We start from the raw sequence: 25,329 nt of genomic DNA, 5'->3' as shown, positions 1-25,329 counted from the left end.
TCAAACGAACAAATAGAGCAGATAGAATTTGCACTCAACCATCGTCCTAGAAAAACACTAGGTTGGTATACACCGAGTGAAGTTATGGCTGGTTTTTATACTGTTGCACTTGCCGCTTGAATCCGCCATCGTATTAACCTACCCTAACCAAATTCCCTATCTCAACTGACCACTTTACATCAGCCATAAAAAACCGCCCGAAGGCGGTTTAATCTCTAGGAACAGTGTCTTAGTGACCTGTACCGTTGATTGATTTAGTCATATCTTCCACAACTTTCTTGGCATCACCAAAAATCATCATGGTCTTGTCGTTATAGAACAAGTCGTTGTCTAGACCCGCATAACCTGTTGCCATTGAGCGCTTGATGACCATAATGGTACGTGCTTTATGCGCTTCAAGAATTGGCATGCCGTAAATTGGCGAGTTTGGATCGTCTTTTGCCGCAGGGTTAACTACGTCATTTGCACCAATCACCAACACCACATCTGTTGCAGGGAAATCTGAGTTGATTTCGTCCATTTCTAAGATGTCTTCATACGGTACGTCAGCTTCTGCAAGCAATACGTTCATGTGACCCGGCATACGACCTGCAACTGGGTGAATCGCAAAACGCACAGTTACACCTTGCTCTTTTAACAAGTTGGCCAATTCTTTGACTGCATTCTGTGCACGACCTTGCGCCATACCATAGCCCGGTACAATCACCACGCTGTCTGCATTTGACATCAAGAAGCCAGCATCATCTGCAGAACCTGAACGGTAGTTACGTTGCACTTGTGCACCCGCTGCTGCCGTTGGTGCTGCTGCACCGCCCATCGCACCACCAAACAATACGTTGATGATTGAACGGTTCATGGCTTTACACATGATGTAAGAGAGAATCGCACCTGAAGAACCGACCAATGAGCCTGCAACAATCAGCATGTTGTTTTCAAGTGTGAAACCAATACCTGCTGCCGCCCAACCTGAGAACGAGTTCAACAATGACACCACAACTGGCATGTCACCACCACCCACTGGTGCAATCCATACCCACCCGAATGCCAATGCTAAACCTGTCATTGCCCAGAATGAAGTCATGTTGCCGCTCAGGAAGAAGTGAATCCCAAAACCGAGCATGGCAAGGAAAATTAACGCCTGAACAGGTTTTACCCATGCACCCGAAATAGTTTTTGCCCATTTCTTCGCCGCCAATTTACCGTATGCAAAAACAGATGCAGTAAAGGTAATCGCCCCCACGAAACAGCCCACAAACAATTCAAATAAATGAACTTTGCTCATTTCATGGAAAGTAATGCCATTTGCAGCCAACAAGTCTGGACCAAGTTCGATTAACTTGTTGTTATGAATAATCGCAGCAATCGCAATTAAAACTGCAGCCAAACCGACTAAAGAGTGCATTAACGCTACAGTTTCAGGCATTTGAGTCATTGGCACCGTACGTGCGCGGGCAATACCCACCACCGCACCTGCTGCCATAGCTGCCAGAATCATCCACACAACTGGATTGTCTGCCACAAAGAATGTAGTCAAGACTGCAATCGCCATTGCGATCATGCCGTAACGGTTGCCCGCAATCGCAGTTTTAGGCCCAGACAAACCACGTAAAGTTAAGATAAAGAGCACAGCCCCGATTAAATAGAACCAGTCTGCATATTCACGAATAAATTCCATGCATTAGCCCTCTTTTTTCTTTGCTTTTGGTTTGAACATTTCCAGCATACGTGCAGTCACTGCAAAACCACCGAAAATATTGATGCTTGCCAAGAACACAGCAATCGCACCCAGTACACTCACCACATTAATGGTTTGGAAATCGACACTGCCTTCTACACCCATGATTGGTAGACCAACAGTTTGAATCATCGCACCGACAATAATGATTGAAGAAAGTGCATTGGTTACTGCCATTAATGGCGTATGTAACGCAGGTGTTACCCCCCACACCACGTAGTAACCTACGAAGATGGCAAGGACAAAAATCGTAATTGTTTCAACCATGAGAATTCTCCTTAACCACGCTTTAACAGCACTTGACCGTTATGAGTGACCAGCAACGCTTTCTGAATTTCTTCTTCAGGATTCAATGCGAAGTTCTTGTCGTTATCAAATAATGTTTCAACAAAATTCAACACATTACGCGCATATAGTGCAGATGCTTCTGTCGATACAGTCGATGGAATATTTGGAATACCCAAAATTTTCACACCATTGGCAGTCACTACAGTTTCACCGCATTGTGAACCTTCGACGTTACCGCCCGTTTCGACTGCCATATCTAAAATCACAGAACCCGGCTTCATTTTTGCCACAGTTTCCGCTTTGATTAAACGCGGTGCATCACGACCCGGCAATAACGCAGTGGTAATCACGATATCCGCATTAGAAACGGCTTTATCGACAATCACTGCTTGGTCTTTAATGTATTGTTCACCAGGCATCCAGCCATAACCATTTTTGGCAGCATCGGCAGCTTTTTGTTGTTCTTCTTCAGACATTGGTACGTCTAACCACTTACCACCCAAAGATTCCACCTGATCTTTTGCCGTTGGACGCAAGTCAGTTGCTTCGACTACAGCACCTAAACGCTTCGCTGTTGCAATGGCTTGCAAACCAGCAACACCCACACCCATGATCACAACACGCGCAGGTTTTACAGTACCCGCTGCCGTCATTAACATTGGGAACATGCGTTGATATTCTGCTGCAGCCAACAACACAGATTTATAACCTGCCAAGTTGGCTTGTGATGACAACACGTCCATATTTTGCGCACGCGACAAGGTACGTGGCAAAAGCTCTAAAGCAAATGCAGACACCTGAGCCGCAGCAAATTGGTCTAATTCAGTATTGCGGTAAGGATCAAACATCGCCACCACAGTGCTGTTCGGTGCCAATTTCTGAATTTCTTCACCCTTTGGGGCACGAACTTTCAAAATCATTTGGCTACCGCGATAAGCATCATCTGTCATGGTCGCGCCTACTTGTTCATAAGCGCTGTCGATATAAGCGGCTTTTACGCCTGCACCACGTTCAATGACTACGCTATGACCCGCGCTAATCAACTTCTTTACTGTTTCTGGCGTCGCAGCGACACGATTTTCACCGACAACAGTTTCGGTTGGAATTCCGATCTGCATGAGCGTTCCTCAAGCTAGTTTTTCTTAAGTCAACATCGTGGATAACGATGCTTTCCCCTCAGGATAAGTTTTGTTGAATTTTTGGATTCTAATGCAACATTTTTAAATTACCACCCAATATTTATTTAATAAATACCCATATTTTGAACTGATGATTCATAAAAATATTGTTGCGAGATATAATTGATAAGTTTTGCTTCTTGAATATAAGTCTAATTATTCAGCAAAACTTCGATTTGAAGTGTCTAAAAGAAAAAAAGCGATGCTTTGAGCTTGCAGTTGACCACATTTAAATGAATTAAGCATTGATCATTCTGACACGCATTTCACTTAATTGGGAAAATCCGACTTAGCGCTAAAAGATTGCATATCTATACATTTAAGCGCTAAAAGCAAAAACTTAAACACCAAATTGACTTTTTTGACAATTTTTACACCGCACAACAAGGTTCAATTTAGAAGTGTTTTGCGCATCTGAAAACCTTAGAAAAACCTACCTTTGCCTTATGAGTAAAATCGAATATTTGAAACAGTAAAACTTTTAAAAGAAGCTTGAATTTATTCAACTCAGGTCTAAGTTAAGTGCTGCTATTTTTTTCATTTTTTTTGTGCGTCATTTAGTCTGATGATGGATTTTCTCTGTTTTGCAATATTTTTAGCTAATTTGCACCATTATCGTGCAAAGCTCATTTACTCTACTTTTCACAAAATTTATGCCATCTCAAGCAGACCATCTGCATAAAATCGGCTATGCTTACTCAAATACAGCACACAGCTTTATTCATGCAGTCGCATCTGTCTTTATCCATCATACAACTTGTATTTGTGTGCGCGGCATGTGTCACTTTTCTTGCATCCACCTTGCTCGACAGCATTTTTCATGATCAGACTTAACGCCACACAATGGGGCTCAATCTTCGCTTTATTTGCTGCTTTTTTGTTTAGCACCAAAGCTATTTTTATTAAACAGGCTTATGCGCTTTCACCGTTGGTCGACGCAACCGTACTCATGGCTTTGCGCATGGCAAGTGCCCTGCCTTTCTTCTTGCTGATTTGTTGGCTCAATCGCCATCACAGTCGCAACATCTCTACACGCAATTGGCTGTTGCTGATTTTTGCAGGTTTTATGGGCTATTATTTTTCCAGCTGGTTGGATTTTTTAGGGCTGATGTTCATTAGTGCCTCATTAGAACGCATTATTCTGTTTTTATACCCAACGCTCACCGTTCTGGCTTCGAGCGTAATGTATCGACAGAAACTGAGCTGGCTGAGCCTATTTGCAATTGCCCTGAGTTATGGCGGAACAGTGATTGTGATGTTACAGGAACAGAGCAATACCCCGCATGACACGTATTTTTGGTTAGGCAGCAGTTTGGTGTTTGCCAGTGCGGTGTGTTTTGCAGGCTATTTATTGCTGACCAAAAGCCTGATTCAGCATTTTGGTTCATGGAATTTTACAGGTCTGGCTTTAAGTATTGCCTGCATCGGTACGCTTACGCATTACAGTTTGGTCACACCTAATCCGCTCGGACTGGTGCAACAACTGCCTGTAGAAGTGCTGGGCTATGGCATAGCTTTAGGGATATTTGTCACAGTCTTGCCCACCTTACTCATGGCGCACAGTATCGCCCGTTTAGGTGCGGCACAATCGGCCATGATTGCTTCAATTGGCCCCATCTTGACGATTCTATTGGCCACAGCATTTTTAGGTGAACATCTAAATGGCATACAATGGTTCGGCTGCATGCTCAATATTGTAGGCGTGATGATGATCACCTTGTCCAAAAACAAGTTCTCTCATTAAGTTAAAGGCGACATCCTGCCACTAATGAAGTTGAATATTGGATTCAAACTTTGAGCTACTGCAACCCCGTTTTACCATTGACCTTAGGATAATTATGAACACTGCACCCGACATCAGCCAAGATAAAACCCTGCTCTGGTTGATGGCGATCGCCTGTGGTCTATGCGCGGGGGCGAATTATTATTGCCAACCGCTGATTTACTCGATTCATCAATCTTTCCAAATTCCGCAATCCCAAGTGGCATTGACAGTGACTTTTGCACAAGTGTCTTATGCTCTGGGTTTATTATTCATTGTGCCCATGGGCGATATTGTCAATAAAACCAAATTCATTCCCTTATTGATGTTTTTGGCCTCGATTGGCTTATTTTTATGTGCCTTTTCCAGCAATTTAAGCATGCTATGGATTGGCACGATTATCACAGGGCTGTTTTCAGTTGCAGCACAAGTCTTAATTCCCTTTGCCACCATGACCGTAAAACCTGAAAAAATGGGTGAAGTGGTCGGTTTATTGATGAGTGGTTTATTGGTCGGTATTTTACTTTCGACCAGTTTGGCAGGTTTGCTGTCCAACTTATTCCATTGGAAAGTGATTTACCTGATTAGCGGTGTGCTGATGCTTTGCATTGCCGCGGTACTCAAAGCACGCTTACCCTTTATCTCAACCAGCAAACTCAGCTATTTGGCCGTGTTTCAGTCTATGGGCAAACTCATTTTAGAAGAACGTCGTTTGGTCTATCGTGCCTTGCTCGGTGCGTTTGCTTTTGCAGCGATGAGCGTGTTGTTTTCCACCATTGCAGTATTACTCAAATCCAGTTTTGGCTTAGCTGACTTTATGGTGGGCATTGTGGCAATGGTGGGTGTATTCGGTGCTCTTTCGACCAAACACGTGGGGAAAATTGCAGATCGTGGCTATGTTACAGCGCTGACGTGGGGGGGGTTGGCGTTATTGGCAATTAGCTGGGGCTTTCTATACAACGGACAATTTAGCTTATGGAGTTATATTCTTGGTTTTGGCTTAATTAACCTTGGGCTTGCCACCGTACACAGCAGCAACCAAAACGTAATTTTTCGCTTACGCCCCGATGCCAAATCGCGGATTAACTCAATTTATATGACCAGTTATTTTACTGGCGGTGCTTGTGGTTCTGCCTTGGGAATCTATGCATGGCAACACGGTGGATGGTTATGGAGTTGCCTAGTTGGTTTGTGTTTTGTTACCGCCGCAATGAGCTTTGCCCTACTCGACTGGCAGCATCAACGTCAACACACCGCCATGCCTTAAACGCTGCGATTACAATCAAGCAAGTCGCTTAAGACATTTGCATCACAGGGTAAAATGGCTGACTCAATTCCACATTTTCTAAATTTTCCAATAAAATTTGAATAAAACACGGCATCAACGCACACAATAAAGTATTGGCATGGCTGAGTTGTTTGCGGTTGATTGCACTGTTATAAGTTGCACCACCTTGTAAAAGTTGCTGCTGTAACGTCAATAAGCGCTTAAACAAACATGCCAAAATTGTGACCGAATCATGAATGTGCAATGCCTGCATAATCTGCTGTTTTTCTGCCTCATAATCTGCACGCCATTCAGCTTCAGTCATTTTTTGATTACGCCAATCCCAAAAACTTTGATACAAATAAGGGTTGGTCAGCAATACCTCTAAACTTTGTGGATATTTTTCCCAAATGATTCTCGCCATGCGCTGATCGACATCTTTTTGATACATGCGCTGCACAAATTGCTGCAAAGTCTGTTGTGTATGCTCTGCCGTCTGACCTTGCGCATACAAGGCACTCAACGCCACCCATGCTGTCATAAATTGCATATCGACATCATCATGAAACTCAATGGCTTTTTTCCACCAACTTAAACTGCGCTGCATGCGTAAATTAAATGCCGTTGAAAATTCATTTTTCTTAGTTCGATAAATTTCTTCTAATACCAACATTTTATTTTCCCTCTTATGCTGCGTTATCCTATCTTTTCAACATACTAAAAAACGGCTACGCATACAAATACTGAGCAGTTCCGCTTTAGCATCTACGGTTGCGCTGCTTTGTTCATAGCGAACAAAGCAAAGTTAATGCCAATGGATGTGGGTTGGGGATACTGTCGATTTTCACTTAAACCCCGTATAATGCGCGGTCTTGTGCTTTTGTTTTTCAATTCAGGTGGGTTATGACACGTGCCATCCAAACTTTACAACCTCGCATTTCGGTTGCCCCTATGATGGACTAGACAATATTTAAAAATTTATTCTTATTATCAGTGGTTTAATTCAATAATAAAAAGCACGGTGCAAATACGGTGCAAAATAACTATCGGTCCTATTATTTAGAGGACTCCATTTTTTCCTGAACAGCTCTATAAGTCTTCAAAAATATTTTTGGCAACTCTACATAACTCATCATTGCACCATTTGGTTCTTGAAAACCTAATGCTTCTGAAAAACGCTCACGCCAAAACATTTCCAAATCTCCACGTTGATAAAGTCTTGGTGGATGCATGTCAGGATCTAATAGTTTAAAAAACAGTTGAAATAATTCTTCGGTATGCATGACAGATCTCCAATAACAGTACAGAAAATATATCAGATGTAGAGATCACACACATATATATGACAGCAATGGCCAAAGTTTGGAAAAGGCTTTTTTAATGTGATTTTGATTATTTTGAAAATTTCAGGTGAGAAAAAAAAGAGGTTAGAAAAGTTAGAAAATTATAAAACAGTATTCAAATATATGATTTATAAAGATTAATTACAATTTTAAAAAGGTTAGAAAATGGTTAGATTATGGTTAGTTCTAACCTCTAATTTTGGTTAGAAGTTCTAACCTTTTATATTATTGTTTTATATAAATATTTTGACTTTTATAACTTTTTTCTAACCACTTCTAACCTTTATATGGTTAGAAATTTAATTATTAAATATCAGATACTTAAATATTGAAAACCTTTCATTTTACTGTTTCTAACCTTTTTTAAGCACTATTGATTGAGTTGAAGAAACTTTTGATAAATCGCAAGTTGTAGGCATTCATAGAATCCCTGTTGAATTATGTAGAACTGAATTTTGGGCATTCGGCTGTGTCATGCACCAGTACTGCTGTGGCTTAGAGGGTCATCGGTTGGGATCACAAATCTGTTGAATATTCGACACATTTACTGGGCAGGTGAGGTGGGGGGTCAACCGCACGGCTTGAAGTAATGTTTTAGGTTTTAGATAATTTCAACAGACATAAAAAAACCGCCCTTTCGGACGGTCATATTTATTCGGCTTCAACAAGGCTTAACCCCAATTCACCCAAAGCACTTTGCCAATTCTCTTGAGCGTCACCATCTAAAACTAATCGCTCGTACAAATGTTCAAGTGCAGGTGCTAACTCCGCAGGTACTACCTGTTGTCGCAATTCATCATCGCTAAATATTGCGTAATGCTCAGGCTTCCACCAAGAATGACAACCCCAATAGATTGCACCTGTACTGTCAATTAACTTTACAGATATGTTGTTTTCACCGCAGTCGTATAACTCTGCTATTTTATTGATAGAATCTTTGTGAGCATCGGGGATGATGTTTACGACGGATAAGTTAAATTTCATACACCCGCCCTCTTGTTAAATTCTCGCGTAATTGCTGAGGTTTCGCTAGGAGTTAAAGCACGATTAACAACAATCAACCCACAATGGTCTGTGTTGTCTTCGTATGTTGCAGGGATTGTTTGATTCGTTAGAATCTGAGTGCCGACATTCGGTACAGAACGAATCACTGTGCAACCTGTGAGTTGTGCAGGTAGTGTGGTAATGAGCTTGTCATCTGCTATGTCGTAATCTAAGCGTTGCGGTGATGCAACAAGTAGCGGACGCATTGATGCTGTGGTTTGGTAAGCGTAATTGCTTGCGACTTCTCTGAAAGATACACGATCAATCTTTGCTGAAGTTGTTGCCGCGCTGAATCCTATTAACCCTGTGGCATCACTTCTGGCTTTAATTTTAGTGTTATACGTTCCTGATGAAGACATATTGAAAACAGTATCACTACTACCCACTGAACCATAAACTCTTAAAATCATAGCTCCAACAGACAATTCAGAAACAACAACAGTTACGTCATACCATGCGTTGGGAACTAATCCTGCAACCTGACTTAATACTGGGTTTCCTGACACATTGTTCAGAATAGCACTACCGCCTGATATTGTTGTACCAGCTATTTTTGTCCATGCTGTATCACTATCAAAGTCGCTATTAATTACTTTTTCTAAACTAAGAGGAAATCCCTTGCTCTTATCAAACATCAGCCCGACTGGTTGCCCTGTACCCGTAACAGGGGTAGTCCATCCTGCATCCCGAAACATCGTAGATAGATCATTCGGGTCGTAGAAAAAACCTTGCTCACCGTTTGCGAATAGGGATTTGATTAGTGAGCTAATATTGAATTTTAATTCACTAACCCATTTATTAATATCAATACTGGAACGTCCAGAAATAGAACTAAATGCTGGCAAAGCAGCATTGTAATTAATAGTCGGCATATCAACCTCTCGACATCACAAGACTTGCTGTACCAGTAATTCGTAGATGCATCCATGACATCATTACTGTTGAAGATGATTGAGTAGTTGTCAATGTTTCTTTTACTATTTCTGTCCAAATGTTTTTTTCAGGACAGTTAGATCCCTCAACTAAAATAGTTTGTCCAACATTACCAAAAATCTGTAATGTAAATATATTCCCATTTCCACCAACCAATTCATTTGATGATTTGCCATCAACATTATATTTAAGAACAACATTGTGGTTTTGCATTTTAAAGTTCATGGTAATTTACCTCTTTAACTTTTATTTGTAGGCCATGCCTGGTCTAATCGTTCTGCATCAATTGCGTGTTCATCAGCTGACTTTGCGATTTCTCCACCACGGTCTGCCATTGTTTCGAGTACGGAATTGCAGGTTTTGGCGTATTCAATGAGGGCTTGATTGGAACCTGAGGACAGACGTTTGTCTGCATCACTGATCTGCTTTGACAACCGGTCAACAGCCAAAGCACTGTCACTGGCAGCAGCCAGCGCAACTTGTAAGTTTTTATTTGCATTTTGTTCTGACTCCAATAATTGATGGGCCCATACTTTTTCCGTTTCAAGTGAAGCTGCAGCAGATTCAGATCTAGCAAGATCACGTTGTGTTTCAGCTAAAGTTTTTTGTGATTCGAGTAAATCAATTTGATGTGACTTACCTGTGCAGTTAGTGACTGAAAATGCCAAAGCGATGACCAAGGCAGCCATCACGATGAATTTCCAATTTTTAATTGCCAAAGCAATATTCATTATTTTTTTCCTGTTTGAATTGAAGTTGATGAAACTCTTTGAAGCGGATGATCTGATCACCTGCCCATTCGTTTACTGTGTTGGCAAATAAATTTTGAAGTGGAACAATTTCGGAATACCAATAGGCTTCACGTGCTTCACTAATAGATCCAAAGCCACCTGCATTAGATGGAATGATTCCGAGAAGTTGTGGTGGTGTACGTTGGGAGGCAAGAACGTCATCACGTGTGACATTTTTAATATTTAAGAATTCATCTTTGGCAGCCAATTCACTGATTGGAATCAGTTGCAAGCCATCCTTTTTTCCACCAGGTGCATGCAAAAATAAATTGCGGAAGTTACCTGGACCACGTGAATCTTTCATTGCCTGTTTCAGACCTTCTACGTCATCATCATCAATCCCTGAATCGGTCATGTATAAGATGAAGCCAGCATGAGATCCGTTGTTGTAGTACTTGCGACGAAATAAAGTTGCTGATTCATTTAGCCAAACGGATTGAAGTGCAGCAATATATTCAGGTGTTCCATAAATTTCTTGATCGACATCAATGCCCTTAATATGGCAAACGGTACCAGGTTTAAAAATATGTTCTTCAAAACCATTCAGCAGCTGTAAAAACTCATCAGGTTTTTTCATGCGTCTGGTGTACTTGGCCATGAGTCCATCATAGTGATGTGGCTCATTCAATCGATTGTCGATCCGCTGTAAATAGCCATTACCAAAAACCAAATAGTCGAAAGCAATGCGTTCAAATTCAGATGAACTGATCAATTTATTTGGCGTGAATGACGACACCAGTTGATTCTTTTTATAAAACACTGCAGTCGACAAATAAGGCATTGCCTTAAAAGATTTTGCCAAAGCATTCATACTGATGTGGGGTTCGTAATAATTGCCACATAACCATGTTTCATAGAACTGTGATAAGTCACGGCCATTCATCACCGGTTCTGCATCACCGAACGTAAATGCCAGCACTTTGCTGTCGGACATTAGTAAATCTCCATAGAGGATTTTTTAGATTTTGTTTGGTCATCAAGGGTCAAAGGTTCATTGAATAATGCGTGTAGAAGTGCCCATGCCAAATCACAGTGACCTACATTTTCTGCACGTGATGCTTCAAATGTCATTTGTCGCTGTGATGCAGTGAGTGTTTTTCTAATACCCATGAGGGATACGGCAACGTCAGTAGATCCGGCATCAAATTCAAGACGACCTTTATTGATTACATCCATGCCTTTCATGACCAGTTGATTTTTTATATCAACGCTATAGTTGAAGGTCGTTAGGTTCGGGAAGAAATCACGGACCAATTGCGCCACACCAGTACCCATACCAGTGGTATCAAGTCCGATATATTTGACGTTATATTTTGTCGTCAGCTTTTTGATGTATTGCGCTTGGCTGGCAAAGTCCATGCCTTTGAACTGATGATGTTCAAGTAAACGGAATTTTGGATAATCAGGTTCAGGTGGTGCAATGACCACAAGCCCTGCACTATCGCCACTTTCAGCTGGGTCATATCCAATCCAAACAGGTTTATTACCAAATGGACGAAGTGCCAACGGTTTAAAATCTTTGGACCAAACTTCCCATGAATCGACCATACATGGCTGAATGATGGACAGTGGAAATACACTGTGACCATCATCAACGAATTCACACATATAAAGATTGGCAAATTCTTCAGGACTGTTTTCGGCAATGAGTTCATCGATATCGAATAGATCACAGCCTTGGCGTTCGGCATCTTGAATATTGACAATATGTCGCCACATTTTGTCGCCACATAAAGCACCGTCTCTTAAATTTGCATGACTGGTATCAATCTCAACTCGATTTTCTTTGGTACGACCTTTATTGAAAGCATCCCCTGTCCAAAAGGCATACGCTTCATGCGTTTTACTTGAAGGTGTAGAAAAATAAGTTTTTTTATACTGCTTTTGGGCAGCCATTGCCGATGCCACTTTTTTCAGTGTGGCAAAGCCATGTACCCAGAAGAATTCGTCAAAATATAAGTCGCCATGGTATGACTGTGCTGTTTTGGCATTGGTACCCAAGAAAATCAGCTGAACAGTATTGCCACATGGAAGCGTGATTGAAATCGGATCGCCTTGCAGATCCACTTCAATGGATTGCATGACAAAGTTTTTAATGTAAGTTTTAAAACCATGTGCTTGGGCTTTAGATGCAGACAAGAAAATCTGATTTCGACCAGTGGTGACAGCTTTGATCAAAGCTTCACGTGCAAAATAAAACGTCGCGCCAATTTGCCGTGATTTTAATAAGGCACGATTTCGCTGTTCACGCGCACGGTACCAAACCTTTTGATACTCAAATAAACCGTCATCAAAGTCTTCAAGAAGTTTTTCGACTTGTTCTTCAGTCAGTGCATTTGGCTGTTTTGGTTTACGTGGTCCAGCATTTCTATTTTTGAGTTTTGGATTCAGATCAGCTTCATTGCCACCGTCAGAATATTTTTCGATTCGTGCCATACGCTCAAGTTGGCGCATGAGTAAATCAATTTCTTTGTAATCACCAGGTGTTTTTTTCTCAAGAATAATCAGTTTGATCAATTGAGCAGTTAAAGCTTCACCGACTCGACCTGCAGGGGCATCTTTGTCCCATTCATCGCGTGTTTTCCAAGCGTGAACATTTTTATCAGGCTCGTCGATGTAATCTGCAATCGAGCTGATTCGCCACCCCATCCAATACAAAAATTTTGCTAGAAGGCGTTTGTCGAAGTTTAGATTTTTCGGTGTATCAAGTGCTTTATCCATTGGCTCATTAAGCCAACGCTATAACATTTATTCATTGTAGCTACTTTGTAAAACCCACTTAATACAAGCCCTTTGGATTGAATGTTTATGCCGTTCTTCCGATTCTGCTAACTACTTTAAATAGATTTTATCTATCGACATAGACACAGGATTCAGAAATGAAGAAATCCAAATTTTTCCGTGTTGCCGTTGCTGGATCCACGACTGATGGTCGAGTGATTGAAGCGACATGGATTCAACAAATGGCTGACAGCTACGATCCAAACACATACACAGCTTTAGGCAATCTTGAGCACTATCGTGGTTTTTCACCAAGTTCTGAATTTGGCACGTATGCAAAGGTCACTGCTCTAAAAGCTGAAGAAGTAGAAATCAACGGTACCAAGAAGCTTGCATTATTTGCTCAGGTTGATGCTTTCGAGCAATTGCTTGAATTGCACCAACGTGGCCAAAAGTTATTTACGTCCATTGAAGTCAATCCAAATTTTGCTGATACCGGAAAAGCATATTTAGTCGGTCTTGCGTTCACTGACACCCCTGCTTCACTGGGTACTCAGATCATGGAATTTGCATCAAAAAATCCTGAAGCGAATCCATTTGTCAGCAAAAAACAAGATAAAGACAATTTGTTCACTGCAGCTGAGGAAGCAGATCTCCAGTTTGAAGATGGCCAAGATGCACCAGCAAAAGGTCTATTTTCTAAAGTTTTGGATTGGTTGAAGCCACAACAAGAAGAACAAGACAATAAAAATAAAGACCAATTCAAAGAAGTATCTGACTCACTTGAAGCGATTGCCAAAACTTTTGGTGAAACTCAGACCAAGTTGCAAAAGGTCGAAACTGAATTTTCGGAACTTAAAACCAAGCATTCTAAATTGGAAAAAGACTTCACTGATCTTAAAGCCAAGTTAGAAGGCGAAGAAAATCCAGGTACACCACCTGCCCCTGAAAACACTGGCAACTTCTCTGAACAAATCGAGTGCTAATAGTTTAATCACTGTCAGCAGTCTATAAATATTGCTTATAAGCGAGAAAAAAATGCGTAACGATACACGTAAAAAATTTAATCATAGTTTGGCAAAAGTTGCTGAACTCAATGGTGTTGAATCGGCTCAGGTGCAATTTACAGTAGCCCCTGCACCAGCTCAAAAAATGGAAGAAAAAATTCAGGCTTCAAGCGAATTTCTTCAAAAAATTAATATCATCCCTGTTGATGCCCAAACTGGTGAAGCAATTGGTCTATCTGTCAATTCAACGATTGCAGGTCGTACTGACACTTCAGGTAATGGTGAACGTACACCAACCGATCCAACCGGTTTAGGTGTAGATAAATATGAATGCAAACAAACCAATTTCGATGTGGCAATTCCTTATGCAAAACTTGATGCATGGGCTCCGTTTGCTGATTTCCACCAACGTTGGACCAATGCCGTTGCTAAAGCGATTGCTTTAGATCGTATCATGATTGGTTTCAACGGTACTTCAGCAGCAGCAACGACTGACCGTTCTACAAATGCAAAACTGCAGGACGTGAACATCGGCTGGTTACAAAAAATCCGTACCAATGCAGCTGATCGCGTAATGACGACAGTGACAGTTGGTGCAGCTGGCACATACAAAAACTTAGATGCCTTGGTGGTTGATGCAGTCAATGAATTGATTGATGAAGTCCATCAAGATGATACAGATCTGGTCGTGATCTGTGGCCGTTCACTGTTGGCAGACAAAAACTTCCCGATTGTGAATGATGCATCTGACAATACAAATGTATTGGCTGGTCAAGTGCTGTTAAGCCAAAAACAAATTGGTGGTTTACCTGCAGCACGTGTGCCACATTTCCCTGACAATGCTCTTTTGATTACGTCTTTTGACAACCTGTCAATCTACTATCAAAAAGATGCAAAACGTCGTTACATCCAAGAAAAACCAAGCAAAAACCGCATTGAAGATTATCAATCTTCAAATGAAGCGTATGTCATTGAAGCATACGAAAAAGTGGCATTGGTTGAAGGCATCACAATCGAATAATAGGTGATTTATGTTGAGTCCAGCTCGACGACATCGCCTTCAGGCTTTGGCAGCGAAAGAAGCTGCCAAGGCTGATGAATTTGGTGGTGTACGTCCAGACGCAAGCGTCTACCAATTACAACTGACCGAACTCAAAAACGATATTCATGTTTTACGTTCAATTCAGTCACAAGAAAAACGTGCTGAAGCGAAAAAAGAACTGATCCCAAAGCACATGCCTTATGTGTTGGGTATTGTTCAGTCAGGTGCAAAAGTTGAACAGGATGAAGTCATTACCACCATCATGTTGTGGTGCTTTGACTGTGGTCTATTCAATCAAGGTTTAAGCCTTGCTGAATATGCTTTGCAAAATGAGTTAAAAATGCCTGATTCATTTAGTCGCAGTACTGCAAGTATTGTTGCTGAAGAAATTGGCAATGCTGCTCACAAAACCTATCAGGATGGCCAGGTATTCAAACTTGATGTTCTTGAAAAAGCGAACCAATTGACTGCCAATCATGATATGCACGACCAGATCCGCGCCAAATTATATTTAGCAATTGGTCGTACTTTCCTGCAGTTAGATCGTGGATCTGAAGCAGTGGCATTTATCAAAATGGCGATTGCAAAAAATGAAAACTGTGGCGGTAAAACAGATCTTAAAAAAGCTGAAAAGCTTTACAAAGAACAATTAACAAATTCACCTGAACCGATGCTTAATGCTGATGGTTCACAGGTCGTCGATGATCAAGGAAACTTGATGTTTCATCCGACGTAACGAGTGCCCCGCGCCAACCGAGGGGCAGAATTGACGCTGTAATGACATTTTTATGCGTATTTACAAACTCAATTCTCCACCCCTCAACTATTTGAGAATGACAATGACCGGACTAATTGCAAACGGCAACCGCAACAATGAAGAAGTTGTCATCACCAGTGATTCATTTTTTCCTAGCATATCGAGCAAAGCCATTCGTGAAGCATTGCGCTTTGATGGAAGTATCACTGATCAGCGTTTAATTCCTGCAATTGAATCAGCCATCATTGAAGTCAATGATCAGCTCGAATCCCTGACATCAAAAGCAGCATCACTTGCTGAAATCAGTCCAAAAACCATCACCACAAAAGGTGTGGAAAAGCCCATCACTGAAGTTTTGTATTTCCGTGCCGTTGCAGCAGCGGTTGGTGCTGAATTGACTGAAAAGTATCGTGCTTATGACACCAACAACAATGGTGGCCAAAAAGCAGATGATCTGACACCAACGATTGATGATTACCGTCGAGATCTGCGCTTCGCTATTCGTGATTTAAAAAAAATTCGTCGTTTGAATGTGGAGTTGGTTTAAATGAAAACTGTTTATGCCCTTCAGAATGACACGGTTGACGCAATTTGTTGGCGCAACTATGGACGTTCATCTGGTGTGGTCGAAGCAGTACTTGAAGCCAATCCACACTTGTCTGAATTTGGTCCATTTCTCCCGATGGGGACAAAGGTTCAGTTACCAGAACTTCAAACACAACAAAATAAAACGCAAAGCATTCAGCTTTGGGACTGAGAACAAAAATATGGCTGAACCAACCACATCAACGACTGTCGCAATTACCGCTTCTGCAGGATTGGTATCACTCCTTCCATTCGTGAACGGTGATGCACTGTTTGGTGCCGTAATTGGTGCAGCATTTTTAGCATTTACGCAAGAGTCACTAAGCTATGGAAAACGTATTTTTTCGCTCATGTTATCCGTTGCCTTAGGCTATGCCTTAGCACCTGAAATTTCAAATCGAACTGGTGTGAACAGTCACACGGTCATCGCTTGTTTTACCAGCATGTTTGCTTTGCCTGTTTTGGTGAAGGTCATGAAATGGGTGGACAAGTCGACATTGACTGAAATATTCAACACCACTTCAAAATTCTTTTCTGCCCTGTCCAGCACCTTTGGAAAGGAGAATAAAAAATGATGCAACTCATGTTGTCGCCATTGGCACAAACAATTTTTTCCATCTTTGCCGTGCTGTGCTATGTGGCATGTGCATTCCGTATTTTATGTTTTGATCGACTGCACCTGCAAAAATGTTCGTTTCGACTATTTTCAGCCGTATTGATCGGTGCGTTCTTAACACAAAGTATTCATATCATTTTCATTAAAGATCCAGTCACGATTTGGGATGCCATTTTCGCGGTGTTTTTGGTGGTCTTTATTTTTCGAAATAAAGGCAATGTCGTTTCAATGTTAAGGAGCACACCATGAGCGTTTTAAAATTGGGTTCAAAAGGTTCAGCGGTCACTGAATTACAAAAACTGCTGATTAAAAATGGCATGACTGGTAAAAATAAGAAACCACTCATTGCTGATGGTGACTTTGGCGAAAATACTGAATATGCCGTGATTCAATTTCAGAAACTGAAAAATCTGAAAGTCGATGGATTGGTCGGTGACTACACACTAAAAGCCCTACGTGGTGAAGACACCAGTAAACTTTTAAATGAAAGTGATTTGGTTGCAGGTGCCAAACGTTTGGGTGTGCCTGTCATCGTGATTAAAGCCATTGCTGAAGTTGAAACGCTGGGTGAAGGTTACTTGCCAAATGGTAAGCCTAAAATTCTGTTTGAACGTCATCGCATGTATTTCTATTTGAATCAGAAATTTGGCAAAACCAAAGCCAATGCACTTATGGCTAAACATCCGAATATTGTGAATACCAAAACAGGTGGTTATCACGGTGGATCTGCTGAGTACACACGTTTAAGTCAAGCCAAACAGCTGGATGAATCATGTGCATTACAGTCGGCATCGTGGGGACGTTTCCAGCTCATGGGTGAAAATTGGAAATCACTTGGTTATGCATCTGTTCAGGAATTTGTGGCACAGCATGAACAAAGTGAAAGCCTTCAGTTTGAAGCATTCCTTCGTTATTGTGAAACCAAGTCTGGTGAAGTCGATGACAAAAAATGGATGCTCATCGATGCGTTACGTCAAGAAAATTGGCACGTGGTTTTTTCGCTGTATAACGGCAAAAACTATAAAAAACTTGGCTATGACACTAAGTTTTTACGTGTGATGAATCGCCTCGATCCAAACTATAAGAGTGCAAAAGCTGCATGAAAAAGCCAAATCAATTAAGAGAATATTTGCTCAACGCGATTCCTGGTCTGAGTCCTGATCAGGATCGCTTATTGATCTTTACCAATAATGGTTCGCTTCGCAGTACCATGGTCAGTGGTTTTAGTTTTGAAATGTCATATACCTTGGATCTGGTCATTACTGACTATGCCGGTGATGTCGATGTTATTGGTGTCGTGCTGTTCACGTGGATTGCAGAAAATCAGCCTGAATTGATGGCCAACCATGAGAAAGGCAAACAAGCCATCAGCTTTGAAGCTGAACTGATTGATAACAGTAAATATGACATTAACTTTCAAATTCCACTAACTGAACGTGTCGTCGTGAAAAAGTTGTCAGACGGCAAATTAGAACTCAGTCATCCTGAAGAACCGAAGTACACAGAATTTGAACCTGCCACTGATTTTGAAGTCATCGATCCATCTGGTGAAGTCATTGCTTCATGGACCACAACTGAAAAACAAGGTTGGTCATTAGACATGCCACCGACTGGTAAAAATCCATGACGAACAATGTTGAAGAACTTGCCACCTACTTACAGCCGTACTTGGAACGGTTGTCAGTGGGTGAACGTGCCAAGCTTTCCAAACAGATTGGACGTGATTTAAGAAAAAATCAGAGCAAACGTATTTCTGCACAACAGAATCCTGATGGTTCAACATACACTCCAAGGCGCAAACGCCTACGTGAACAAAAAGGCAAAATCAAACGCAAAATGTTCACCAAATTAAAAAACACTGCTCATTTAAAATTGCTCAGCAATGCGAATTCCATTGCGATAGGCTTTGTGGGTCGTGTTGGACGTATTGCACAAGTACATCAGGAAGGTTTAAAAGATCGTGCTGAACGTGGCGCACCGAGTGTGGTTTATCCAAAACGTGAACTTTTAGGCTTCACAGATCAGGATTTAAAACTGATTGAAGATTCATTCTTAAAACATATCAATCTTTAAGTTTTTAACATTGTAAAACTCACTTAATACAAGCCCCATTAGCTGAAATGGCTTAGTCCTTGACGCAAAGTGTTTGCATGAATGCAGATGCTAACCGTCGTCTTGAAAATATTGTTCGATTTGGAACCGTCAAGACCATCAATCCGTCTAAACCTATTCCACGTGTCATCGTCAATTTAGGCGATATAGAGACACCGGAAATCCGTTGCCTAAATATTCGTTCTGGTGACGATGCAACATGGGATATGCCATCGATCAATGAAGAATGTGTGGTTATTTCACCATGCGGTGATATTGGTCCAACCAGCTTCGTTTTATATGGATTTTATAACGATGACCACCCTGCACCCTCTGACGATCTAAACAAAAAAATTCGTATGTTTGCCGATGGCTGTGTCATTGCCTATGACATTGCAGCCCATCATTTATCTGCAGTTTTACCTGCAGGTGGCACAGCCGTTTTGACTGCTGATGGTGGTGTCACTGTCAACGGTGATACGACTATCAATGGAAATTTACAAGTCAATGGTAGTACCGCAATGACAGGAAACAACACCGTTGGTGGCAGTCAGTTAGTACAAGGATCTAGTCATTCATCAGGTCAATTTAGTACTGAAGCAGATGTTTCTGCAGGCAATATCAGCCTGAAGAACCATAAAACTTCTGGTGTTCAACCAGGATCTGGTACATCTGGAGGGCCTATACCATGATGTCTAGATATACAGGATTGAGTTTGCAGAGTGAAGCAGAACAAATTCGTCAATCTATTCAGGATATTTTGACCACACCCATTGGTTCACGAATCATGCGTCGAAGCTATGGCTCATTATTACCGCAAATGATTGATACCCCATTTAATGAAATCACACGTTTACAACTTTATGCTGCTGCAGCCACAGCACTGATCCAATGGGAAAATCGAATCAGTTTGGAGTCAATTTCAATCGAACCCCAAGAGCACGGTAAATTTATTTTGGATCTCAGTTTAACTGTGGTGAACAGCAACCAAAATGAATCTTTAAGTATTCCACTTAACTTCGGGGCAATATCATGAGCATCGTCGACTTTTCTCAATTACCAGCCCCCAATCTAATCAAAGAGCTGGATTTTGAGACGCTATTTAATGACCGAAAAGAAAAGTTTATCGGGCTGTATCCGGCCGGAGAACAAGCACAATGGCGTGCTATTCTTTCGCGCGAATCAGATCCAATCGTTAAAATTCTTCAAGAAAATGCATATTTAGAAATGCTCTATCAGCACAAGTGCAATACGGATGCACGTGCACTATTAATTGCATTTTCTACAGGTCCAGATTTAGACCACTTAGCTTTGACTGAATATGGTCTTGTCCGTCAGATCATTACGCCTGAAGACTTATCCGTCACTCCACCATTACCAGCCGTATATGAATCAGATGAACGTTTAAAAGAACGCTGTTTATTATCTTATGATGGAATGAATACTGCAGGTTCGACCAATGCATATCGTTACTTTGCACTTTCTGCCGATGGCCGTGTCGAAAATATCAAAGTGAAGTCTGATGAAGAAACACCTTGTTATTTAGACATTATCATCACTCAATCTGACAGTGTGAATGGTGAAGCATCACAAGAACTGATCGATATTGTTCAGACAGCTTTGAATCCAGACACTATTCGCCCTGTTGGTGATCGCCCAACTGTAACGTCGAGTACTGCTGTCAATTATCAAGTCGAAGCTATCCTTTATATGTGGAAAAATGCAGAAGACACATTGCTTCTTGAAGCAGCTAATATTCGTTTAGATAATTACATCAAGAACGCTAAAAAAAATGGAGATAGTATTTATTTATCTGCGATTTATGCAGCTTTACATGTAGATGGAATTGAACGCGTAGAAATTATATCTCCGAGTACTGACATCATTATAGACAGCTATCACCACCCATTTTGCACTTCTAGAAGTATTACAAGTGGGGGTGTCATTTGAAAAGTTTACTCCCTCCGAACGCAACAGATCTTGAAAAAAAACTCACAGAAGTAAATTGTGACACATTTGATTTACCATCAATTCGTATTGTAAAAAATTTTGATAATGTACCGTCTGCATTTCTCCCGTTTTTGGCATATCAAAAATCTGTAGATTATTGGGATGACAGTTGGCAAGAATTACTCAAACGCCAAGTCATTAAGTCATCTAAAGAGCAACACAAGATTAAAGGTACACCTGCATCGATTAAGCGAGCACTAGAGCCATTTGGTTATGAAGTGACTTTAATTGAATGGTTTAAGGCAGAGCCTAATTTAGTACCAGGTACTTTTAATTTAGAGCTGAACGTTATTGGCAAAAGTTTAAATGCTGAAACCTACAGTGAAATAAATAGATTAGTGTCTGAATCTAAAGCAGCATCACGGCATTTAGCAAACCTTACCGTAACAATTAACCCAATTTTAACGACACGCAACCTTATTGTGCATCAAACAGCACTGACGTATACAAGTGAGCCGAGGGCATAAATGGCTGAATATTATAATGTCACAACAAATTTAGGTGATGCAGAAATTGCAAATGCTATTGCCACAAATACGAAATTAAATATTACACATGTTGCATTCGGTGATGGTAATGGATCAGTACCTACACCGAACAAAGCACGGACATCTTTAGTTCGTGAAGTTCATCGTCAAGCTGTCACTAAATATGAGCGACATGCAACAAATGCGAATTGGATTGTGATTGAAACTATTATTCCATCTGGTGTTGGTGGTTTTACAATTCGTGAAATGGGCATTATCGCGAATGGAAAGTTGATTTCACATGGTTCACATGCTCCATTTGAAAAAGTTGCAGACCCAAGCGGTGTGAGTGAATATCGACTTAGATTTACGCAAAATGTAACTGATGGTTCTGTTGTTGAAATCATGTTAGATGAATCGTTAATTTATGCATCTCAAGCATGGACTGATGAGCATTATATTCCGCGTTCTGAAATTGTTGATGATGTAGAAACAGATGACGCAACCAAGCCAGTTTCAGCAAAGCAAGCAAAGAATTTGCAAGACAATAAACTCGGTAAGAATGACAATGCTGTGAGTGCTTCAAAGTTAGAAACAGCACGTAAAATTAATGGCGTGGAGTTTGATGCTACGAAAGATATTGATTTACCTATTTTCGGTTATAAACAAAAAATTAGAGACGTTACAGCATTTAGATTTAAAAATGTTGAATATACAAACAATGAAAAACAAATGATTTTTGTTAAAGTTAAGAGTAAACACTCAACGACATCATCAAATAAAATATCGATTTATGTTGATGATAAACTTTTTGACTCGAATGATGTTGCAAGCTCAATAGCAACAGGTTTAAGTGTTAGTGCATTTGTGCCACCTGGTTCTTCGTATAGATTCGAAGCTCTTTTTAAAGAAATTGAATATGTAATTGAACTTGGAGCTGAAGAATGAAATATTTTAAAAAAGACAATAGAGTGTGGGCATTTGAATCAGACAACTCACAAGATCATCTAATCACTGATGAATTTATTGCAATGACACAAGATGAAATTGATCGTCATATCAATCCGCAAAACTATCTAAGTGATGAAGAAAAAGCACTTTTAAAACGTCAGTCACTATCAAAGCTTTCAAAACGTCAGTTTGCTTTATATCTTTTTGATCACAATATGTATGATCAAGTGATGCAAGCGATTGAAGCAAATCCGCGTTTTAAGATCGAATATGACACAGTTTCTGATATTGAGCGATTAAGTCCAACTGTTACAGAAATGTCGAAGCTGCTCAACTGGACAGATGAGCAAGTGGATGCGATGTGGTCTGAAGCATTAACATTGTAAAACCCACTTAATACAAGCCCATACACTTGGGCTTTATTCGGACCCATGCAAGCCTGTTTGTTGAAATAAAACCTCAATAAACAGGCTTTTTTTATGGCAGATTCATACCACCACGGACTACGTGTCGTTGAAATCAACGAAGGTACACGTCCGATCCGAACCATTGCCACTGCTGTTCAAGGACTCATTGCCACTGCAGAAGATGCAGATGCAACCGTTTTCCCATTGAATACGCCAGTGCTCATTACCAACACCCAAGCTGCAGTTGCAAAAGCCGGTACCAACGGCACACTAAAAACAGCACTGCAAGCCATGGCCAACCAAGCCAATTCAATCTGCGTCGTGGTACGTGTTGCAGCTGCTGAAGATGAAGCAGCACAAACAGCAAACGTCATTGGTACCGTAGATGCCACTGGTAAATATACCGGTGCAAAAGCATTGCTGACCGCAAAATCGAAACTAGGCGTACAGCCACGCATCATTGGCGCACCTGGTCTGGACACCCAATCTGTTGCCACTGAACTTGCAACCATTGCAAAAAAACTTCGTGCCTTTGCCTATGTCTATGCTTGGGGATGTGAAACCAAAGAAGAAGTCGTTGCCTATCGTGATGCGATTTCAGCGCGTGAACTCATGGTGATTTGGCCAAATTTTGTGGCATTCAATGTCGATACAGCACAAACCGAAACTGTACCTGCAGTTGCAGTGGCGATGGGCTTACGTGCCAAGATCGACAACGAAATCGGTTGGCATAAAACCCTGTCAAACGTTGCTGTCAACGGTGTAACTGGTATCGATGCCGATGTGACTTGGGACCTTCAAGATCCTGCAACCGATGCTGGCTATCTCAACAGCAACGAAATCACCACTCTGATTCAGCATGACGGCTTCCGTTTCTGGGGTTCGCGCACATGTTCAGACGATCCACTCTTTGCTTTCGAAAACTACACACGTACAGCACAGATCATGGCTGACACGATTGCAGAAGCACACATGTGGGCCATTGATAAACCAATGCACGGTTCATTGGTCAACGACATGTTGGAAGGCATTAAAGCCAAACAACGTGAATGGACACGCCTAGGCTATCTGATGGGTGGTGATGCCTGGTATGACCCAGAGCTGAACTCAAAAGACACGCTCAAAGCAGGAAAATTGTATATCGATTATGACTATACACCTGTGCCACCGCTTGAAGACCTCACCTTCCGTCAGCGTATTACAGACAGCTATTTGGCTGAATTCGCTTCAACGATCACTGCATAGGAGCTGAAGAATGAGCCTTCCTCGTAAACTCAAAAATATGAACCTATTTAACGAAGGTCAAAGTTACTTAGGTGAAATTAAAACGGTCGTATTGCCAAAGCTCACACGCAAGATGGAAGACTATCGCGGTGGTGGTATGAACGCACCGATCAAGGTCGACATGGGCATGGGCGATGACGGCTTAGTGCTTGAATCCACGTTTGGTGGCTTAGACCTGCTCACCTTGCGTCAGTTCGGTATGGAAAAAGTCGACGGTGTGTATATGCGTTTCGCTGGTGCTTATCAACGTGATGACACAGGCGAAGTGGATTCAGTGGAAGTTGTGGTTCGTGGTCGCCATGAAGAAATTGATGGCGGTGACTCTGAACCAGGTGAAGACACTGAACATAAAGTCGTGACCAACTGTGCTTATTACAAACTCACAGTCAACGGCAAAGTTGAAATCGAAATTGACGTGCTTGGCTTCAAAGAAGTTGTAGATGGCAAAGACCGTCTCGAAGCACAACGTAAAGCTATCGGATTATAAGTTTTCCTGCCCTTGCATGGATTCGTTCTGTGCAAGGTTTTTTTGATTCAAATCTATTTTAGGAATGCGACATGAATACTCAAGATCAAGAATTAAATCAGCAACTGATTCAAAACCCGAACCAAGAAACCGTTCAGCTTGAACAACCAATTCAATTTGGTGGCAATACCATTACTGAAATCACCATCCGCAAACCAAATGTCAAAGCATTAAGTGGTGTCAGTTTACAAGCCATCTATCAGCATGATGTAAACGCATTAATCAAAGTTTTACCACGTGTGACCACACCTGCATTAACACCACAGCAAGTGCTTGAACTAGATCCAGTGGACTTTGCACAGCTTGGAGGTCACTTGGTCACTTTTTTGTACCCGAAGGATCTGCAGAAAGCGATCAAAGAGGAACAGCAATAAAACTGGTCGATGATGTAGATGAAGCGATTGCCAATATTGCTTGCATCTTTCATTGGCCACCCAGCGCATACGATGACATGGACATCATCGAATTAAGTAAATGGCATCACCATGCGCTAAAGCGTCACCAAACCACTGTATAAAAGAGTC

The 25,329-nt window shown here is 41.2% G+C and carries 33 protein-coding genes and 1 pseudogene; 23 read left to right on the top strand and 11 right to left on the bottom strand.

All coding sequences use genetic code 11. The annotated features are described in order from the left end of the window. Window positions 1–120, top strand: a pseudogene (locus FTV52_RS04285) (IS30 family transposase); the annotation flags it as partial. A 109-nt stretch (window positions 121–229) separates the two neighbouring features. On the opposite strand, the gene FTV52_RS04280 reads toward FTV52_RS04285, so the two are convergent. Genes FTV52_RS04280 through FTV52_RS04270 form a run of 3 tightly spaced genes read right to left on the bottom strand, consistent with a single transcriptional unit; the run spans window position 230 to window position 3,141 of the window. Further along, window positions 230–1,675: an NAD(P)(+) transhydrogenase (Re/Si-specific) subunit beta gene (locus FTV52_RS04280; protein ID WP_004974925.1), complete on the bottom strand. Its 1,446-nt coding sequence runs from the start codon at window positions 1,673–1,675 to the stop codon at window positions 230–232. Between the two features lie 3 nt (window positions 1,676–1,678). Continuing rightward, window positions 1,679–2,002, bottom strand: coding sequence for a proton-translocating transhydrogenase family protein (locus FTV52_RS04275; RefSeq protein ID WP_004974924.1), 324 nt, complete (start codon window positions 2,000–2,002; stop codon window positions 1,679–1,681). A gap of 11 nt (window positions 2,003–2,013) precedes the next feature. Continuing rightward, window positions 2,014–3,141, bottom strand: coding sequence for a Re/Si-specific NAD(P)(+) transhydrogenase subunit alpha (locus tag FTV52_RS04270; RefSeq protein ID WP_004974923.1), 1,128 nt, complete (start codon window positions 3,139–3,141; stop codon window positions 2,014–2,016). An 880-nt stretch (window positions 3,142–4,021) separates the two neighbouring features. Between FTV52_RS04270 and FTV52_RS04265 the strand changes: the two genes are divergently transcribed. Then, complete coding sequence (locus FTV52_RS04265; RefSeq protein WP_179990048.1) at window positions 4,022–4,945, top strand: DMT family transporter; 924 nt, start codon at window positions 4,022–4,024, stop codon at window positions 4,943–4,945. 94 nt (window positions 4,946–5,039) lie between these two features. Next, on the top strand, window positions 5,040–6,230 hold the full coding sequence (locus FTV52_RS04260) for an MFS transporter (RefSeq protein ID WP_179990046.1): 1,191 nt from the start codon (window positions 5,040–5,042) through the stop codon (window positions 6,228–6,230). A gap of 28 nt (window positions 6,231–6,258) precedes the next feature. On the opposite strand, the gene FTV52_RS04255 is transcribed toward FTV52_RS04260, so the two are convergent. From FTV52_RS04255 to FTV52_RS04220, 8 genes are all read right to left on the bottom strand, one after another. After that, on the bottom strand, window positions 6,259–6,903 hold the full coding sequence (locus FTV52_RS04255) for a hypothetical protein (protein WP_179990044.1): 645 nt from the start codon (window positions 6,901–6,903) through the stop codon (window positions 6,259–6,261). Window positions 6,904–7,285: 382 nt separating this feature from the next. Further along, window positions 7,286–7,513 (bottom strand): hypothetical protein, encoded by a 228-nt coding sequence (locus FTV52_RS04250; RefSeq protein ID WP_179990042.1) that lies wholly within the window; start codon window positions 7,511–7,513, stop codon window positions 7,286–7,288. A 711-nt stretch (window positions 7,514–8,224) separates the two neighbouring features. Then, window positions 8,225–8,557, bottom strand: a complete 333-nt coding sequence (locus tag FTV52_RS04245) for a hypothetical protein (protein ID WP_179990040.1) — start codon at window positions 8,555–8,557, stop codon at window positions 8,225–8,227. Further along, window positions 8,554–9,489: a hypothetical protein gene (locus tag FTV52_RS04240; protein WP_179990039.1), complete on the bottom strand. Its 936-nt coding sequence runs from the start codon at window positions 9,487–9,489 to the stop codon at window positions 8,554–8,556. Before FTV52_RS04240 ends, FTV52_RS04245 begins: the two co-directional genes overlap by 4 nt. A 1-nt stretch (window position 9,490) precedes the next feature. Next, a complete protein-coding gene (locus FTV52_RS04235) occupies window positions 9,491–9,775 on the bottom strand; it encodes a hypothetical protein (RefSeq protein WP_179990037.1) in 285 nt (94 codons plus the stop codon). A gap of 14 nt (window positions 9,776–9,789) precedes the next feature. Then, entirely contained in the window at window positions 9,790–10,281 is a 492-nt protein-coding gene (locus FTV52_RS04230; protein WP_179990035.1) for a hypothetical protein, read from the bottom strand. After that, entirely contained in the window at window positions 10,259–11,275 is a 1,017-nt protein-coding gene (locus FTV52_RS04225) for a phage portal protein (protein WP_179990033.1), read from the bottom strand. The genes FTV52_RS04230 and FTV52_RS04225 overlap by 23 nt, the downstream gene beginning before the upstream one ends. Further along, window positions 11,275–13,062 (bottom strand): terminase large subunit domain-containing protein, encoded by a 1,788-nt coding sequence (locus FTV52_RS04220; protein ID WP_179990031.1) that lies wholly within the window; start codon window positions 13,060–13,062, stop codon window positions 11,275–11,277. The genes FTV52_RS04225 and FTV52_RS04220 overlap by 1 nt, the downstream gene beginning before the upstream one ends. A gap of 158 nt (window positions 13,063–13,220) precedes the next feature. On the opposite strand from FTV52_RS04220, the gene FTV52_RS04215 reads away from it, so the two are divergent. From FTV52_RS04215 to FTV52_RS04120, 20 genes are all read left to right on the top strand, one after another. Continuing rightward, window positions 13,221–14,048 carry a GPO family capsid scaffolding protein gene (locus FTV52_RS04215; RefSeq protein ID WP_179990029.1) on the top strand — a complete coding sequence of 276 codons (828 nt, stop codon included), beginning with the start codon at window positions 13,221–13,223 and terminating at the stop codon, window positions 14,046–14,048. Between the two features lie 52 nt (window positions 14,049–14,100). Further along, a complete protein-coding gene (locus FTV52_RS04210; protein WP_179990027.1) occupies window positions 14,101–15,090 on the top strand; it encodes a phage major capsid protein, P2 family in 990 nt (329 codons plus the stop codon). Window positions 15,091–15,100: 10 nt separating this feature from the next. Continuing rightward, window positions 15,101–15,847: a phage terminase small subunit gene (gpM, locus tag FTV52_RS04205; RefSeq protein ID WP_179990025.1), complete on the top strand. Its 747-nt coding sequence runs from the start codon at window positions 15,101–15,103 to the stop codon at window positions 15,845–15,847. Window positions 15,848–15,950: 103 nt separating this feature from the next. Continuing rightward, on the top strand, window positions 15,951–16,415 hold the full coding sequence (locus tag FTV52_RS04200; RefSeq protein WP_179990023.1) for a head completion/stabilization protein: 465 nt from the start codon (window positions 15,951–15,953) through the stop codon (window positions 16,413–16,415). Beyond that, window positions 16,416–16,625, top strand: coding sequence for a tail protein X (locus FTV52_RS04195; protein WP_002060529.1), 210 nt, complete (start codon window positions 16,416–16,418; stop codon window positions 16,623–16,625). A gap of 10 nt (window positions 16,626–16,635) precedes the next feature. Beyond that, window positions 16,636–17,028, top strand: coding sequence for a putative holin (locus FTV52_RS04190; protein WP_179990021.1), 393 nt, complete (start codon window positions 16,636–16,638; stop codon window positions 17,026–17,028). After that, complete coding sequence (locus tag FTV52_RS04185; protein WP_179990019.1) at window positions 17,025–17,318, top strand: phage holin family protein; 294 nt, start codon at window positions 17,025–17,027, stop codon at window positions 17,316–17,318. The genes FTV52_RS04190 and FTV52_RS04185 overlap by 4 nt, the downstream gene beginning before the upstream one ends. Further along, complete coding sequence (locus FTV52_RS04180) at window positions 17,315–18,172, top strand: N-acetylmuramidase family protein (protein WP_179990017.1); 858 nt, start codon at window positions 17,315–17,317, stop codon at window positions 18,170–18,172. The genes FTV52_RS04185 and FTV52_RS04180 overlap by 4 nt, the downstream gene beginning before the upstream one ends. Further along, window positions 18,169–18,696, top strand: a complete 528-nt coding sequence (locus FTV52_RS04175; RefSeq protein WP_179990015.1) for a phage tail protein — start codon at window positions 18,169–18,171, stop codon at window positions 18,694–18,696. The genes FTV52_RS04180 and FTV52_RS04175 overlap by 4 nt, the downstream gene beginning before the upstream one ends. Next, complete coding sequence (locus FTV52_RS04170; RefSeq protein ID WP_179990013.1) at window positions 18,693–19,142, top strand: phage virion morphogenesis protein; 450 nt, start codon at window positions 18,693–18,695, stop codon at window positions 19,140–19,142. The genes FTV52_RS04175 and FTV52_RS04170 overlap by 4 nt, the downstream gene beginning before the upstream one ends. A gap of 77 nt (window positions 19,143–19,219) precedes the next feature. Next, window positions 19,220–19,852: a phage baseplate assembly protein V gene (locus FTV52_RS04165; protein WP_179990011.1), complete on the top strand. Its 633-nt coding sequence runs from the start codon at window positions 19,220–19,222 to the stop codon at window positions 19,850–19,852. Continuing rightward, window positions 19,849–20,196, top strand: coding sequence for a GPW/gp25 family protein (locus FTV52_RS04160; protein ID WP_179990009.1), 348 nt, complete (start codon window positions 19,849–19,851; stop codon window positions 20,194–20,196). Before FTV52_RS04165 ends, FTV52_RS04160 begins: the two co-directional genes overlap by 4 nt. Next, the gene (locus FTV52_RS04155; RefSeq protein WP_179990007.1) at window positions 20,193–21,110 is read left to right on the top strand and encodes a baseplate J/gp47 family protein; all 918 of its coding nucleotides are present in this window, start codon (window positions 20,193–20,195) and stop codon (window positions 21,108–21,110) included. Before FTV52_RS04160 ends, FTV52_RS04155 begins: the two co-directional genes overlap by 4 nt. Next, window positions 21,107–21,637 (top strand): phage tail protein I, encoded by a 531-nt coding sequence (locus FTV52_RS04150; protein ID WP_179990005.1) that lies wholly within the window; start codon window positions 21,107–21,109, stop codon window positions 21,635–21,637. Before FTV52_RS04155 ends, FTV52_RS04150 begins: the two co-directional genes overlap by 4 nt. Continuing rightward, the gene (locus FTV52_RS04145; RefSeq protein ID WP_179990003.1) at window positions 21,638–22,585 is read left to right on the top strand and encodes a phage tail protein; all 948 of its coding nucleotides are present in this window, start codon (window positions 21,638–21,640) and stop codon (window positions 22,583–22,585) included. It begins immediately after the preceding gene. After that, entirely contained in the window at window positions 22,582–22,974 is a 393-nt protein-coding gene (locus tag FTV52_RS04140; protein ID WP_179990001.1) for a hypothetical protein, read from the top strand. Before FTV52_RS04145 ends, FTV52_RS04140 begins: the two co-directional genes overlap by 4 nt. A 93-nt stretch (window positions 22,975–23,067) precedes the next feature. Next, window positions 23,068–24,240 (top strand): phage tail sheath protein, encoded by a 1,173-nt coding sequence (locus FTV52_RS04135; RefSeq protein WP_179989999.1) that lies wholly within the window; start codon window positions 23,068–23,070, stop codon window positions 24,238–24,240. A gap of 10 nt (window positions 24,241–24,250) precedes the next feature. Continuing rightward, window positions 24,251–24,766 (top strand): phage major tail tube protein, encoded by a 516-nt coding sequence (locus FTV52_RS04130; RefSeq protein WP_179989997.1) that lies wholly within the window; start codon window positions 24,251–24,253, stop codon window positions 24,764–24,766. A 71-nt stretch (window positions 24,767–24,837) separates the two neighbouring features. Beyond that, window positions 24,838–25,179 carry a phage tail assembly protein gene (locus FTV52_RS04125; protein ID WP_179989995.1) on the top strand — a complete coding sequence of 114 codons (342 nt, stop codon included), beginning with the start codon at window positions 24,838–24,840 and terminating at the stop codon, window positions 25,177–25,179. Further along, window positions 25,176–25,322 carry a GpE family phage tail protein gene (locus FTV52_RS04120; RefSeq protein WP_308444327.1) on the top strand — a complete coding sequence of 49 codons (147 nt, stop codon included), beginning with the start codon at window positions 25,176–25,178 and terminating at the stop codon, window positions 25,320–25,322. Before FTV52_RS04125 ends, FTV52_RS04120 begins: the two co-directional genes overlap by 4 nt. Window positions 25,323–25,329: the final 7 nt, after the last annotated feature.

This window comes from Acinetobacter sp. YH1901141, from assembly GCF_013416935.1.
In the GTDB taxonomy this organism is placed as follows: domain Bacteria; phylum Pseudomonadota; class Gammaproteobacteria; order Pseudomonadales; family Moraxellaceae; genus Acinetobacter; species Acinetobacter towneri.
The sequence above is the reverse complement of the archived record's forward strand: the minus strand, read 5'-3'. Positions and strand labels throughout refer to the sequence as shown.